Source organism: Streptomyces sp. NPDC086835 (assembly GCF_044745705.1).
Lineage (GTDB): Bacteria > Actinomycetota > Actinomycetes > Streptomycetales > Streptomycetaceae > Streptomyces.
Genome location: NZ_JBIVAU010000004.1, coordinates 409,411 through 423,172, shown reverse-complemented (window position 1 = coordinate 423,172; position 13,762 = coordinate 409,411). Strand labels below are relative to the sequence as shown.

Sequence of the window (13,762 nt, the reverse complement as noted above, 5' to 3'; positions counted from 1 at the left end):
TCAGACCGATCCCTGGACGGATTCCGGCTCGGCGGCCTCGCTGCGGCGGCGGCGCACCACGTAGAAGACGCCGCTGCCGAGGGCCACCGTCGCGCCGACCCCGATCACGCCGGCGAGGCCGCCGGAGAGCCGGGCGTCGGAGACGTCCTTGACGCCGTAGTCGGCGAGCGGCGAGTCGGCGGCGGCGTGCTCCTCGACGGTCCGGTCGATGCCCTTGTCGGCGGCGACCTTCTCCAGACCGTCGGGGTCGGCGGAGGCGTAGAAGGAGACGAAGCCGGCGAGGACGAGACTGGTCACCAGGCCGCCGAGCCACAGCCGGCGCGGTGAGCGGGCGGCGGCGGGCGCCGGTCCGGCTGCCGCCGGAGCGTCGACGAGCTCGCCGCCGACGCGGAGCTTCAGCGGTGCCGACAGGCCGCGGGCGCCGTACACCAGGTCGGGCCGTACGGCGATGACCGCGCCCACGGTCAGCATGGTGATCATGGCCTCGCCGATGCCGATCAGGACGTGGACGCCGACCATCGCGGTGAGGACGGATCCGATCGGGACCTCGGTCAGCCCGCCGACCGCGTAGAGAAGGGTGAAGGCCGCGGCGGCCGCGGGGACGGACACCAGCGCGGCGACGAAGGAGGCGGCGGTCACGGAGCGACGGGTGCGCGGCAGGATCTTGACCAGGCCGCGGAAGAGTCCGTACGCGACGAGGACGGTGACGACGCCCATGACGGTGATGTTGACGCCGAGCGCGGTGAGTCCGCCGTCGGCGAAGAGGATGCCCTGCATCAGCAGTACGACGGCTATGCACAGCACACCTGTGAACGGCCCGACGAGGATCGCCGCGAGCGCCCCGCCGAGCAGATGGCCGCTGGTACCGGCCGCGACGGGGAAGTTGAGCATCTGAACGGCGAAGACGAACGCGGCGACGAGCCCTGCGAGCGGCGCCGTGCGGTCGGCGCCGGGGAGCTCGGCAGGAGATCCACCCAGCTCACGGCGGGCACCGCGGAGGCTGACGGCGACCGCGCCGGCAGCGGCGACTCCGGCGGCCACCGAGACGGGCGTGTTGATGAATCCGTCGGGGACATGCATGGAGAGCTCCGCTTCGGACAGATGAAGAAGTGCTCAATGATAGTGCCCTGCTGCAAACGACTTGCAAGAGCGCATGGATCACAAATGAACATGGTTCCACGGAGGGAGACGGACCCTCCCGCCCGAAATATGGGACATTAGAGACAAAGCGGACGAGAGTGTGAGGAGCTTGCCGATGTCGCACGCCGTCAAAGAGCAGGCAAGTGGCCGGATCGTCACCGACGCTCCTCAGCACCGACCAGTGCGCGTCTTCCTGAGCTACGACCCCGCCGAGGATCCCGCCACCGTCAGTTTCGCGTTCCCGAGCGGCAAGGAGTGGACCTTCCCGCGTGAGCTCCTCGAGTCGGGGCTGCGGGCGCCCACCCGGGACGGGGACATCGGCATCTGGCCCTGCGGACGCGTCCAGGCGATCATCGAGTTCCACACCTCGGACGGTGTCGCGGTGGTCCAGTTCGACTCCCAGACGCTGCTCCGGTTCCTCCGCCACACGTACGCGGTGGCCACTCCGGCGCTCTGAGATCCGGTATTCCCCGGACACACAGCAAACAGGTGGCCGTATCCGCGTCCCGCGGATACGGCCACCTCTTCCGTGACGGCGCCCGTCCCCACGGTGCCGTCGCGGCGCCGGAGGTCCGCTCTCCCGGTGGCGCGGCAAAGGCCGCACCACCGGGCACCTCCGGAGTTCATGTCCTCCCTGGTCGGGGAGCGTCAGACGCGGACCAACTCGCGGTCACCGTCCGGGTCGCCGGGGCCGTCGGCGAGCTCTTTCTGGAGCTTCTCGCCCTCCACGTCGACGTTCGGCAGTATCCGGTCCAGCCAGCGGGGCAGCCACCAGGCCTTGTGGCCGAGCAGGGCCAGCACCGCCGGCACGATCGCCATGCGGACCACGAACGCGTCGAAGAAGACGGCGATGGCGAGGCCGAAGCCGATCATCTTGACCATCTGCTCGCTGGAGCCGATGAAACCGGAGAAGACAGCGATCATGATGACGGCCGCGGCGGCCACCACCCGGGTCCCGTGGCGGAAGCCGGTGACGATCGCCTCGCCGGGCCGCTCGCCGTGGACGTACGCCTCCCTCATCCGGGTGACCAGGAAGACCTCGTAGTCCATGGCGAGACCGAAGACGACGCCCACCATGAAGATCGGCATCATCGACATGATCGGGCCGGTCTGCTCGACACCGAACACCGAGCCCAGCCAGCCCCACTGGAACACGGCCACGACCGCGCCGAGTGCCGCGACGACCGACAGCAGGAATCCGAGGGCGGCCTTGAGCGGCACCAGCACCGACCGGAAGACCACCATCAGCAGCAGGAAGGCGAGACCCACGACGAGCGCCAGGTAGGGCAGCAGCGCGTCGTTCATCTTCTGCGAGAAGTCGATGTTCATCGCGGTGGCGCCGGTGACGAGGACCTCGTCACCGCTCCGGTCGCGGATGTCGTGCACCAGGTCCTCGGTCTGGACCGAGGACGGCCTGTCCTTGGGGATGACCGTGATCATCGCGGTGTCGCCGGCCTTGTTGAGGGTCGGCGGGGTGACGGCGGCGGCGCCGTCGAGGCCCTGGATGACCTCGACCGTACGGTCCGCCACGCTCTTGCCGCCGTCGACGACCACCATCAGCGGTCCGTTGAAGCCGGGGCCGAAGCCGTCGGAGAGCAGGTCGTACGCCTTGCGCTGGGTGGTGCTCGTGGGCTGCGCCCCGTCGTCGGGCAGACCCATCTCCAGCGACGCGGCCGGTATCGCCACGGCCCCGAGGCCCACGACGCCCGCGAGCAGCACGGCGACCGGGCGGCGCAGCACGAAGCGCGCCCAGCGGGTGCCGGCGTTCGGCTTGTCGGAGACGGGCGCACCCTTGCGCACCTTGCGGCCCAGCACCCGCTTGCCCGCGAAGCCGAGCAGCGCCGGGATCAGGGTGAGGGCGATCAGGACGGCGATGACGACGGTGCCGGCGGCGGCGAAGCCCATCTTGGTGAGCATCGGGATGTTCACCACGGCCAGGCCGACGAGGGCGATGACCACGGTCAAGCCGGCGAAGACGACCGCGGAGCCCGCGGTGCCGACGGCCCGTCCGGCCGCCTCCTCGTGCTCCTTGCCCTCGGCCAGTTCGGCGCGGTAGCGGGAGACGATGAACAGCGCGTAGTCGATGCCGACCGCCAGGCCGATCATCATCGCGAGGGTCGAGGTGGTGGAGCCGAGGTCGAGGACGTTCGCCAGGGCGGTGATCGTGGAGATGCCGATGCCGACGCCGATGATCGCGGTGAGCAGCGGCAGTCCGGCGGCGACGAGCGAACCGAAGGTGATCACGAGGACGATGCCCGCGACGACGACGCCGATGATCTCGCCGGCCCCGGTCTCGGGGACCGCCTGCAGCGCGTCACCACCGATCTCCACCGTCAGGCCCGCTTCGCGCGCCTCGGTGCCGGTCTCCTCCAGCGCCTCACGCGTCGCGTCGGTCAGCTCCATCGAGCTGACGGCGTAGGTGACGGAGACGTACGCGGTCGAGCCGTCCCGGGAGACGGCCTTGGCGGTGTACGGGTCGTTGACCGCCGCGATCTGGTCGGAGCCGTCCTTGAGCTCGGAGACGGCCTTCTCCACCTCGGCACGGTGACCGGCGTCGGTCATCTTCTCGCCGTCGGGGGCCTTGAAGACCACCCGGGCGGTCGCGCCGTCGGCGCTGCCGCCGGGGAAGCGCTCCTCCAGCAGGTCGAAGGCCTTCTGGGCCTCCGTCCCCGGTATGGAGAAGGAGGAGGAGGTGGCGGTGGACGCGGTGGCCGCGCCGACCCCGGCGACGGCGAGCAGCGCCACCCACAGCAGGGCGACGAGACGGCGGCGCCGGAAGGCCGACCGTCCTAGCTTGTAGAGAAACGTGGCCACGAGGGCTACTCCCGTATATGAGGGCGAACAGGGCATGGGGAGCCGGCCCGACGACGAGAGCGGCGCGCGTCAGGTGCTGTGCTGTGGTGCGGCGGGGAGGGGGTGTCGCGACCCGGGGAGGTCAGACGCCGAGGGCGGGGAGGACCACGGCGTCGAGATAGTCGGTGAGGAAGGCTTGGTCGGGTGTGCGGTCCTCGATCAGGTGCCGGACGACGAACGCGCCGACCAGCATGTGCGGTACGTAACCCAGCGCCGGGTTGTCCGCGCTGACCTCGCCCCGGTCCACGGCCCGCCGCAGCAGCGCGTCGAGTCCGGTGATCTCCGGCTCGATGAGCAGCTCACGCAGGGCTTCGTGGAGATCGGGGTGGGCGTGGATCGCCTGGGCCAGACCCCGCATCAGCGCGGAGTCCTTCTCCATCTGACAGTCGTCCGTGCGTCCGATCATGGCGTGGAAGTCGCCGCGCAGGGTGCCGGTGTCGATGTCGCCGACATGCACCGGCTTGCCGTGCTTGAGCGCCGTGGCGACCAACTCGGGCTTGCTCTTCCACTGGCGGTAGAGCGTGGCCTTGCTGGAGCGCGTACGGGCCGCCACGGCGTCCATGGTCAGGGCGTCGTAACCGACCTCGCGGAGCAGGTCGAGCACGGCTTCGTACAGCTGCGCCTCGCGCTCCGGGGTGAGCCGGCTGCGTGTCATGCCTGCCCTCCCGGTCCGCAGTCGATCGAACGAAACTGTTTCGTACACTTCGAGCTTACCCGGGGGCGCCATCGAAACGAAACCGTTTCGATTGTGGCCTCGGTCACGGACGTTCCCGGCCACTGACGTTCACGCCACGGACGGCGCCGGCCGAGGACGTTTCCTCCCCGCCAGGGCCCACCGGGTCACCCCGCGCATCCGGGCCGCCCAGCGATTCACCCCGGCCCACGAGTTGCCGCGGCCCCTGGGCGCGGAAAGCATTGGGGGGTGAGTGACGACGCCGCGTATCTCCGCTACCCGCATCTGTACGGCGACCTGCTGTGCTTCGCCGCCGAGGACGACCTGTGGATCGCGCCGCTGGTCCCGGAGGGGAAACAGCCCGACCGGGCATGGCGGCTGACCGTCGACCGCACCAGGGTCGGGCACCCCCGCTTCTCGCCCGACGGCCGGCACATCGCCTACACGAACTGGCGCAGCCTCGATCCGGAGATCCATCTCGCGCCCGTCGAGGGCGGCCCCGCGCGCAGGCTCAGCTACTGGGGCTCGACCGACACCCGGGTCTGCGGCTGGACCCCCGACGGACAGATCCTCGCCGTCTCCTCGCACGGCCAGCCCTTCTCGTACTTCTCCTGGGCCTACAGCGTCCCGACCGACGGCTCCCCCGGCGGCAGGCTCCCCTGGGGGCCGGTCTCCGACATCGCCGTCACCGACGAGTCGGAGGGCCCCTCCCAGGCCGGCGGCACCGGCTGCGAGCGGCGCACCCTGCTGCTCACCGGCAAGCCGCCGCACGAGCCCGCCGCGTGGAAGCGCTACCGCGGCGGCGCGACCGGCCGGCTGTGGCTGCACGGCGAGCAGTTGCTCCCCGACCTGAACGGGCACCTCGACTGCCCCATGTTCATCCACGGCAACGGCGCCGCCCGGTGGTCGGAGGACGACGGCCGGATCGCGTTCCTCTCCGACCACGAGGGCGTGGGCAACCTCTACTCCTGCCGCCCCGACGGGACGGGACTGCTGCGCCACACCGACCACGACGCCTTCTACGCCCGGCACGCCGCGAGCGACGGCCACCGGGTCGTGTACCAGTGCGGCGGCGACCTGTGGATCGTCGAGGACCTGACCAGGCCCGACTCGGTGCCGCGCAAGCTGGAGGTACGGCTCGGCGGGCCGCGCGCCGGCCGACGCACCTACCAGGTGCCCGCCGCCAACCACGTGGGCGCGATCTCGGTCGACGAGACGGGGCGGGCCAGCGCCGTCAACGTGCGCGGCAGCCTGTACTGGCTCACCCACCGCGACGGCCCCGCCCGCACCATCGCGGACACCCCTGGCGTGCGGGTACGGCTGCCGGCGATGCTGGGCAGCGGCGGGCAGGTCGCCTACGTCACGGACGCGGACGGCGAGGACGCCGTCGAGATCGCGTACCTGCCGCGGGCGACCGGCGACCGTGAGCCGCGCCGGCTCGCGTCGGGACAGCTGGGGCGGGTGCTGGAACTGGCGGCCGACAGCGAGGGCGAACGGATCGCCATCGCCTCACACGACGGCCGGCTGCTCCTGATCGACACCACGGAGGAGTCCACGGGCGAGGTCACCGAACTGGTCCGCTCCGTCAACGGGCCCGTGCGGGACCTGTCGTTCTCCCCCGACGGACACTGGCTGACCTGGTCGCACCCCGGCATCGGACGCTCGCTGCGGCAGATCAGGATGGCCCGGATCGCCGACCGTACGATCGTCGACGTCACCAACGGCCGTTTCGAGGACGAGAATCCGGTCTTCACCCGCGACGGCCGCTATCTCGCCTTCCTCTCCTGGCGCGGCTTCGACCCGGTCTACGACGTGCACACCGGCGACCTGTCCTTCCCGCTCGGCTGCCGCCCGTATCTGGTGCCGCTGTCCTCCGCGACGCCCTCGCCCTTCGCTCTCACACCGGAGGGCCGGCCGGCCGCCGGCGGGCTCGACCCGCTGGAGGAGTCGCCCGACAGCGCGGTGCTCGTGGAGATCGAGGGCCTGGAGAACCGGGTCACGCCGTTCCCGGTCGCCGCCTCCAAGTACTCGGCGCTGCACGCGGTCGCCGGCGGCGGCCTCGTCTGGCTGCGCTGGCCCATCTCCGGCGCGCTGGGCGAGACGTTCGTCAACCCGGCCGACACCTCCGGCAGGCCCACGCTGGAGCACTTCGACATCTCCAAGGCACGCAGGACCGAACTCGTCGGCCATCTCGACTGGTTCGCGGTGAGCGGCGACGGGACCCGGCTGGTCGTCGTCGACGAGGGCGACCTGCGTGCCGTGCCCGCCACGGAGACCGGCGACCTCGACTCCACCGTCTTCCTCGACCTGCGCCGCATCCTGCACGAGGTGGACCCGGTGGCCGAATGGCGCCAGGCCTACGCGGAGGCCGGCCGCATCATCCGCGGCTACTTCTGGGAACCGGACATGTGCGGCATCGACTGGGACGGGGTGCTGGAGCAGTACCGGCCGCTGGTCGAACGGGTCGCCTCCCCCGACGAGTTCGCCGACCTGATGCGCGAGGTCCTCGGCGAACTGGGCACCTCCCACGCCTACGTCACCGCGGCCCGGCGCAACGAAGGCCCGCCGCACTACCAGCGGGCCATGGGCCTGCTCGGCGCGAACCTCGTCTGCCGGGACGGGAAGTGGGTGGTCAAACGCATCCTGCCGGGCGACTCCTCCGACTCCAAGGCCCGCTCCCCACTGGCCGGCACGGGAATCAGGGAGGGCGCGGTCCTCACCCACGTGGACGGCCGCCCGGTCGACCCGGTGGCGGGTCCGTACCCGATGCTCTCCGCTGCGGGCGGCACGACGGTCGAGCTGACGTTCCTGCCCGCGGAGGGCGAGGGCGGCGGCACCCCGCGCCGGGTCGCGATCGTCCCGCTGATCGACGAGCGGCCGCTGCGCTACCAGGACTGGGTGGCCAAACGGCGTGCGGTGGTACGGGAGGCCAGCGGCGGCAAGTGCGGTTACCTGCACATCCCCGACATGGGCGGCTCGGGCTGGGCGCAGTTCAACCGCGACGTGCGTATGGAGGTCTCCCGGCCGGCGCTCATCGTGGACGTCCGCGGCAACGCCGGCGGCCACATCAGCGAACTGGTCATCGAGAAGCTGACCCGCAGGATCCTGGGCTGGGACCTCACCCGCAACGCGCAGCCGGTCTCGTACACCTCCAACGCGCCGCGCGGACCGGTCGTCGCGATCGCGGACGAGGCGACCTCGTCGGACGGGGACATGATCACGGCGGCGTTCAAACTGCTGGGCCGCGGCCCGGTGGTGGGCACCCGCACGTGGGGCGGCGTGGTCGGCATGACGGGCCGTCACCGGCTGGGCGACGGCACGGTGATCACGGTCCCGATGAACGCGGCATGGTTCGACGCCTACGGCTGGTCGATCGAGAACCACGGCGTCGAACCCGACGTGTACGCCCTGCGGACACCGCTGGACTGGGCGGAGGGGCGCCACGTGGGCCTCGACGACGCGATCCGGCTCGCCCTGGACATGCTCAAGGCGGCCCCTGCCGCGCTGCCCCCGGACTACTCCGAGGTCCCCGACCTGCGCAGGCCGCCACTGCCGCCGCGCTGAACCGCTCTCGGACCCGGGGCCCGGCCAGGCTCCGGACCGGGCCGTTCAGGGCCTTCTGACCGGGGTGCGGTCAGGCCGGAGGCGTACGGCGCAGGCGGCGGTCCATCGCCATGGACAGCTCGGCCTCCACCACGCTCTTCGCGAGCGGGCGGAGCTTGTCCAGCTGCCCGTCGGCGCTGTGGGTGGTGAGTACGTCGACGAACAGCCCGGCGAGGGCCTCCGCGTGGACACGGACACGGCGGCCCGCCTCCAGCACCACCGACAGCGGCACGCCTTCGCGCACCAGCGCGGCAGAGACGTCCAGCAGACGGCGGCTGATGTGGACGATCTCCTCGCCGTCCGTCGCCAGGTAGCCGAGCTCCAGCGCGGTGGCCAAGTTTTCCGGGGTGACCTGCCCCTCGAAGTAGTCGGCGAGCGCTTCGGGGGTGAGGCGGACCGGGGTCTCCTCCGTCGGTTCGCCGAGGCCGAGGACCTCGCCCACGTCCCGTCCGCTCTCGAAGGCGGTGGCCAGGTCCGCGATGCCGTTGAGGGTGTGACCGCGCTCCAGCAGGGCGGCGATCGTACGGAGTCTGGCGAGGTGGTGCTCGTCGTACCAGGCGATCCTGCCCTCCCGGCGGGGCGGCGGTATCAGCCCCCGCTCGCGGTAGAAGCGCAGGGTGCGCACCGTGATGCCGGCCTTCTCGGCCAATTCCTCCATGCGGTACTCACGCGCTTCCTTCACAACTGAAGCCTATGTTGTACCGCCGGTAACTTGTGGCGTCCTACCCCTACCGCTCGGTATGGAGCTGCTCTACCCTCCCAACCATGCCAGTGATTGCTGGCAACGTTTTTGTGTTCGGTACGGGACCGTTCCAGCGGGAGGCGGCGGCATGAGCCAGCAGCAGCACGAGCACGTACGAGTGGCGGTGATCGGATCCGGATTCGGGGGCCTCGGTGCAGCCGTCCGGATGCGCCGCGAGGGGATCACCGACTTCGTCGTCCTGGAGCGCGCGGACGCGGTCGGCGGCACCTGGCGGGACAACGACTACCCGGGCTGCGCCTGCGACGTCCCGTCGCACCTGTACTCGTTCTCCTTCGCCCCCAACCCCGACTGGCCCCGGACCTTCTCGGGCCAGGAGCACATCCGCGCCTACCTGGAGCACGTGGCCGACACCTTCCGGCTCCGTCCGCACCTGCGGCTGAAGCACGAAGTGCTGATGATGCGCTGGGACACCGACGAGCTGCGCTGGGAGATCGAGACCTCGCAGGGCACACTCACCGCCGATATCGTCGTCTCCGCGACCGGGCCGCTGTCCGACCCGAAGATGCCCGACATCCCCGGCCTCGCCGGCTTCCCCGGCAAGGTCTTCCACTCCGCCCGCTGGGACCACGACTACGACCTGCGCGGCAAGCGCGTCGCGATGGTCGGCACCGGCGCGTCCGCGATCCAGATCGTGCCGTCGATCCAGCCCGAGGTCGCGAAGCTCACCCTCTTCCAGCGCACACCTCCGTGGGTGATGCCCCGTATCGACCGGAAGATCTCGGGGGCGGAGCGCTGGCTGCACCGGCAGCTGCCGTTCACGGGCACCGCGCGGCGCGGACTGCTCTGGGGCATCCGCGAGTTGCAGGTCCAGGCGTTCACCAAGCGGCCCAACGAACTCGGGCTCGTCGAGCAGCTCGCCAAGGCCAACATGCGCAAGGCGATCAAGGACCCGGCGCTGCGGGCCAAGCTGACGCCCGACTATCGCATCGGCTGCAAGCGCATCCTGCTCTCCAGCACGTACTACCCGGCGCTCGCGCAGCCCAATGTGGACGTCGTCGCCTCCGGGCTCAGTGAGGTCCGCGGCTCCACCGTGGTGGCCTCCGACGGGACGGAGGCCGAGGTCGACGCGATCGTCTTCGGCACCGGCTTCCATGTCACCGACATGCCGATCGCCGAACGGGTCGTCGGCGCAGAGGGCATCACGCTCGCCGAGGCGTGGAAGGACGGCATGGAGTCGCTGCGCGGCGCGACCGCCGCCGGCTTCCCCAACTGGATGACCATCATCGGTCCGAACACCGGGCTCGGGAACTCGTCGATGATCCTGATGATCGAGTCCCAGCTGAACTACATGGCCGACTACATGCGGCAGTTGAACCTGCTCGGCTCCGGCTCCGCCCTCGCCGCCCGCCCCTCCGCCGTCCACGCGTGGAACCGGCGGGTGCAGGAGCGGATGAAGCGGACCGTGTGGAACACCGGCGGCTGCACCAGCTGGTACCTGGACCAGAACGGCCGCAACACCACCATCTGGCCAGGCACCACCACCGAGTTCCGAGGCGCGACCCGGCACGTGGACCTCGCCGAGTACGAGGTGGTCCGGGCCGGCGCCGGCAAGCAGCCGGTGGAGGCCGCCGGCGCACAGGGTGGCACGGAGACGAAGGACGCGGAGGTCGTCGCATGATCCCCCAGAGCCTCCGGCCTGGGAGGTACCCCCAGCTCCTGCGTCGCACCGACGCCCCGCCCGTCGCCGACCGTGTACTGACCGCGGTCTCCGCCGACGGAGCGCGTATCCACGTCGAGGTGCACGGCCCCGAGGGAGCCCCCACGGTCGTGCTGGCCCACGGCTGGACCTGCTCCACCCTCTTCTGGGCCGCCCAGATACGGGCCCTGGTCCCCGACCACCGCGTCGTCGTGTACGACCAGCGGGGCCACGGGCGCACGCCGGCAGGAGCGGTGGGCACCGAGCGGCTGGCCGACGACCTGGAGGCCGTGCTCGCAGCCGTCCTCGCGCCGGGCGAGAAGGCCGTGCTCGGCGGGCACTCCATGGGTGGCATGACGATGATGGCCGCGGCGGGCCGGGCCGGCTTCCGCGAGCACGCGGCGGCCGTGCTGCTGTGCAGCACCGGCAGCGCCCGGCTGGTCGAGGAGTCCGTCGTGCTGCCGATGCGGCCGGGCCGACTGCGGACCAGGCTCACGCATCTGATCCTCGGGGCCCGCGCGCCGCTCGGCCCGGTCACGCCCGTGTCCCGGCGCCTCCTCAAGTACGGGACGATGGGCCCCGGTTCGTCACCGGAGCGGGTCGACGAGTGCGCCCGCATCGTGCACGCCTGCCCGCGGACCGCCCGGGTGGCCTGGTCGCAGGTCCTCGGCGAACTCGACCTCGACAAGGGCGTACGGGCCCTGGACGTGCCCGCGATCGTCGTCGGCGGCACCGCCGACCGGCTCACGCCGATGGTGCACGCCAGGCGGCTGGCCGCCGAACTCCCGCAGTGCCTCGAGCTGGTGGAGCTCGCGGGGATGGGCCACATGACACCGGTGGAGGCCCCGGAGGCCGTCACCGCCAAGATCCGTGAGCTGACCGGCGCGTACCTGGACACGAAGGAGGAAGCCGCATGAGCAGGGTGAGCCTGGAAGGGCAGGTCGCGGTCGTCACGGGCGCGGCGCGCGGCGTCGGCGAGCTGCTGGCGCGCAAACTGTCCGCGCGCGGCGCGAAGGTGGCGCTGGTCGGCCTCGAGCCGGACGAACTGAAGAAGGTCTCCGAGCGGCTCCACAGCGAGAGCGACCACTGGCACGCGGACGTCACCGACCACGAGGCGATGGCCAAGGTCGCGCAGGAGGTCAAGGAGCGTTTCGGCAAGGTCGACATCGTCGTCGCCAACGCGGGCGTGGCGTCCGGCGGTCCGTTCCTGCACTCGGACCCGGTCGCCTGGCGGCGGGTCATCGAGGTCAATCTGATCGGCAGCGCCGTGACCGGGCGGGCGTTCCTGCCCGTACTCCTGGAAAGCCGCGGGTACTTCCTCCAGATCGCCTCGCTCGCCGCGATCACGCCCGCGCCCATGATGTCGGCCTACTGCGCGTCCAAGTCGGGTGTGGAGGCGTTCGCGCACAGTCTGCGCGCCGAGGTCGGCCACCGCGGTGTGCGGGTCGGTGTCGGCTATCTGTCCTGGACGGACACCGACATGGTGCGCGGCGCCGACCAGGACGACGTGATGCGCGAGCTCCGGCAGCGGCTGCCGTGGCCGTCGAACCGCACCTATCCGCTCGGCCCCGCGGTGGACCGGATCGTCGCCGGCATCGAACGCCGTTCCTCGCATGTGTACGCGCAGTGGTGGCTGCGGGGGATGCAGTCGATCCGCGGCTGTCTCCCTGCGGTCATCGGCACGGTGGGACAGCGCGAGATGCGCCGGTTCGAACCGCGTCTCGACGGCGTCTCCACGGGCCTCGTGGGGGCCGGCGGGGCGGCCGACGAGGCAGGCCGGAAGCAGAACCACTGAGCGTAACTGATCGAAATGCGTGCTTTGTCCGTGCGTGCAACGCTGGTCGCAGCCCCGGGGGCATGCCTGCCCCCCACCCCCCACACCCCGCTTAGGAGTGACATCTCATGGGCATCTCAGACCAGTTCAAGGACAAGGCGCAGGAGCTCGCGGACCAGGCGAAGCAGAAGGCCGGCAAGGGAGACCAGTCGGAGCGCGCACGCCGCGCCCGCGAAGAGGTCTCCGAGCGAGCCCGGCAGGGTCGCGAGCAGCAGGGCGCCCGGTCCCGGGAGTCCATGCAGGAGCGTGGCGAGAACGCGATGCGTGAGCGCCGCGACAGGGTCGAGGACTACGACGCCTGACGAGGCTTCGTAGTACCACCGACGAAGGGCGCACCCGCGACACGGCGGGTGCGCCTTTGTCGTGCGCGCTGCCGCGGGCCGCGCGCCGGGGCACGACCTGACCCCGGGGGTGCCGGCCGTGGCGCGACGCCCCGGCCGTACCCGCGGGTGTCAGTTCTCGTAGACGGCCGTCACCGGCGCGTGGTCCGACCAGCGTTCGCCGTGCGTCGCCGCCCGCTCCACCCACGCCTTCACCGCGCGGCGCGCCAGACCGTCCGTCGCCACCTGGTAGTCGATGCGCCAGCCCGTGTCGTTGTCGAAGGCGCGCCCGCGGTAGGACCACCAGGTGTACGGGCCTTCCTGGTCCGGGTGGAGGCCGCGGACCACGTCCACGTACTCCGCCTCGGAGAAGACCCGGCCGAGCCACTCCCGCTCCTCGGGGAGGAAGCCGGAGCTCTTCCTGTTGGCCTTCCAGTTCTTGAGGTCGGCCTCCTGGTGGGCGATGTTCCAGTCGCCGCAGACCACGACCTCGCGGCCGTCCGCCGCCGACCGGGCCCGCAGTTCCTTCAGGTACGGCAGGAACTCGCTCATGAAGCGCATCTTCTCGTCCTGGCGCTCCGTGCCGACCTCGCCGGACGGCAGATACAGGCTCGCCACCGTGACACCGGGCAGGTCGGCCTCGACGTACCGCCCGCTGCCGTCGAACTCGCTCGAGCCGAACCCGATGCGCACCGCGTCCGGTTCGCGCCGCGTGTAGAGGGAGACGCCGGCACGGCCCTTCGCCGCCGCGGGAGCGTGCACCGTGAACCAGCCCTCGGGGTTCCGGACCTCCGGGGGGAGCTGCTCGGCCTCGGCGCGTACCTCCTGGAGGCAGATCACGTCGGCAGCGGTGGTGGCCAGCCACTCGACGAAGCCCTTTTTCGCGGCGGCACGGAGACCGTTCACATTCACGCTGGACACGGTGAGCATCCCGGCACCA

At 71.2% G+C, this 13,762-nt stretch carries 11 protein-coding genes; 6 read left to right on the top strand and 5 right to left on the bottom strand.

The window, feature by feature from the left end:
* Entirely contained in the window at positions 1-1,080 is a 1,080-nt protein-coding gene (locus tag ACIPJI_RS17040) for an energy-coupling factor ABC transporter permease (RefSeq protein ID WP_402247012.1), read from the bottom strand.
* 175 nt (positions 1,081-1,255) lie between these two features.
* On the opposite strand from ACIPJI_RS17040, the gene ACIPJI_RS17035 reads away from it, so the two are divergent.
* Positions 1,256-1,597, top strand: coding sequence for an SsgA family sporulation/cell division regulator (locus ACIPJI_RS17035; RefSeq protein ID WP_307706865.1), 342 nt, complete (start codon positions 1,256-1,258; stop codon positions 1,595-1,597).
* A gap of 191 nt (positions 1,598-1,788) precedes the next feature.
* Here ACIPJI_RS17035 and ACIPJI_RS17030 read toward each other — a convergent pair whose 3' ends face one another.
* Positions 1,789-3,954 carry an MMPL family transporter gene (locus ACIPJI_RS17030; RefSeq protein ID WP_402247010.1) on the bottom strand — a complete coding sequence of 722 codons (2,166 nt, stop codon included), beginning with the start codon at positions 3,952-3,954 and terminating at the stop codon, positions 1,789-1,791.
* Between the two features lie 121 nt (positions 3,955-4,075).
* Positions 4,076-4,648 (bottom strand): TetR/AcrR family transcriptional regulator, encoded by a 573-nt coding sequence (locus ACIPJI_RS17025; protein WP_159691093.1) that lies wholly within the window; start codon positions 4,646-4,648, stop codon positions 4,076-4,078.
* A 267-nt stretch (positions 4,649-4,915) separates the two neighbouring features.
* Between ACIPJI_RS17025 and ACIPJI_RS17020 the strand changes: the two genes are divergently transcribed.
* Entirely contained in the window at positions 4,916-8,230 is a 3,315-nt protein-coding gene (locus ACIPJI_RS17020) for a S41 family peptidase (protein WP_402247007.1), read from the top strand.
* 70 nt (positions 8,231-8,300) lie between these two features.
* Here ACIPJI_RS17020 and ACIPJI_RS17015 read toward each other — a convergent pair whose 3' ends face one another.
* Entirely contained in the window at positions 8,301-8,927 is a 627-nt protein-coding gene (locus ACIPJI_RS17015) for a MerR family transcriptional regulator (RefSeq protein ID WP_307710388.1), read from the bottom strand.
* A gap of 172 nt (positions 8,928-9,099) precedes the next feature.
* Here ACIPJI_RS17015 and ACIPJI_RS17010 point away from each other — a divergent pair, with 172 nt between their 5' ends.
* The 4 genes from ACIPJI_RS17010 to ACIPJI_RS16995 all read left to right on the top strand — a co-directional run bounded on the left by ACIPJI_RS17010 (position 9,100) and on the right by ACIPJI_RS16995 (position 12,804).
* Complete coding sequence (locus ACIPJI_RS17010) at positions 9,100-10,650, top strand: flavin-containing monooxygenase (protein ID WP_402247006.1); 1,551 nt, start codon at positions 9,100-9,102, stop codon at positions 10,648-10,650.
* A complete protein-coding gene (locus tag ACIPJI_RS17005; protein ID WP_402247004.1) occupies positions 10,647-11,585 on the top strand; it encodes an alpha/beta fold hydrolase in 939 nt (312 codons plus the stop codon). Before ACIPJI_RS17010 ends, ACIPJI_RS17005 begins: the two co-directional genes overlap by 4 nt.
* Positions 11,582-12,463 carry an SDR family oxidoreductase gene (locus tag ACIPJI_RS17000; RefSeq protein WP_356618495.1) on the top strand — a complete coding sequence of 294 codons (882 nt, stop codon included), beginning with the start codon at positions 11,582-11,584 and terminating at the stop codon, positions 12,461-12,463. The genes ACIPJI_RS17005 and ACIPJI_RS17000 overlap by 4 nt, the downstream gene beginning before the upstream one ends.
* Before the next feature lie 107 nt (positions 12,464-12,570).
* Positions 12,571-12,804 (top strand): hypothetical protein, encoded by a 234-nt coding sequence (locus tag ACIPJI_RS16995; RefSeq protein ID WP_307706871.1) that lies wholly within the window; start codon positions 12,571-12,573, stop codon positions 12,802-12,804.
* Positions 12,805-12,954: 150 nt separating this feature from the next.
* Here ACIPJI_RS16995 and ACIPJI_RS16990 read toward each other — a convergent pair whose 3' ends face one another.
* Positions 12,955-13,752: an exodeoxyribonuclease III gene (locus tag ACIPJI_RS16990; protein ID WP_402247001.1), complete on the bottom strand. Its 798-nt coding sequence runs from the start codon at positions 13,750-13,752 to the stop codon at positions 12,955-12,957.
* Between the last annotated feature and the right edge of the window lie 10 nt (positions 13,753-13,762).

Excerpts from the sequence above, each read along its gene's own strand:
- ACIPJI_RS17040 (WP_402247012.1), bottom strand. The coding sequence starts at position 1,080 with ATGCATGTCCCCGACGGATTCATCAACACGCCCGTCTCGGTGGCCGCC.
- ACIPJI_RS17035 (WP_307706865.1), top strand. The coding sequence starts at position 1,256 with ATGTCGCACGCCGTCAAAGAGCAGGCAAGTGGCCGGATCGTCACCGAC.
- ACIPJI_RS17025 (WP_159691093.1), bottom strand. The coding sequence starts at position 4,648 with ATGACACGCAGCCGGCTCACCCCGGAGCGCGAGGCGCAGCTGTACGAA.
- ACIPJI_RS17015 (WP_307710388.1), bottom strand. The coding sequence starts at position 8,927 with ATGGAGGAATTGGCCGAGAAGGCCGGCATCACGGTGCGCACCCTGCGC.
- ACIPJI_RS17010 (WP_402247006.1), top strand. The coding sequence starts at position 9,100 with ATGAGCCAGCAGCAGCACGAGCACGTACGAGTGGCGGTGATCGGATCC.
- ACIPJI_RS17005 (WP_402247004.1), top strand. The coding sequence starts at position 10,647 with ATGATCCCCCAGAGCCTCCGGCCTGGGAGGTACCCCCAGCTCCTGCGT.
- ACIPJI_RS17000 (WP_356618495.1), top strand. The coding sequence starts at position 11,582 with ATGAGCAGGGTGAGCCTGGAAGGGCAGGTCGCGGTCGTCACGGGCGCG.
- ACIPJI_RS16995 (WP_307706871.1), top strand. The coding sequence starts at position 12,571 with ATGGGCATCTCAGACCAGTTCAAGGACAAGGCGCAGGAGCTCGCGGAC.
- ACIPJI_RS16990 (WP_402247001.1), bottom strand. The coding sequence starts at position 13,752 with ATGCTCACCGTGTCCAGCGTGAATGTGAACGGTCTCCGTGCCGCCGCG.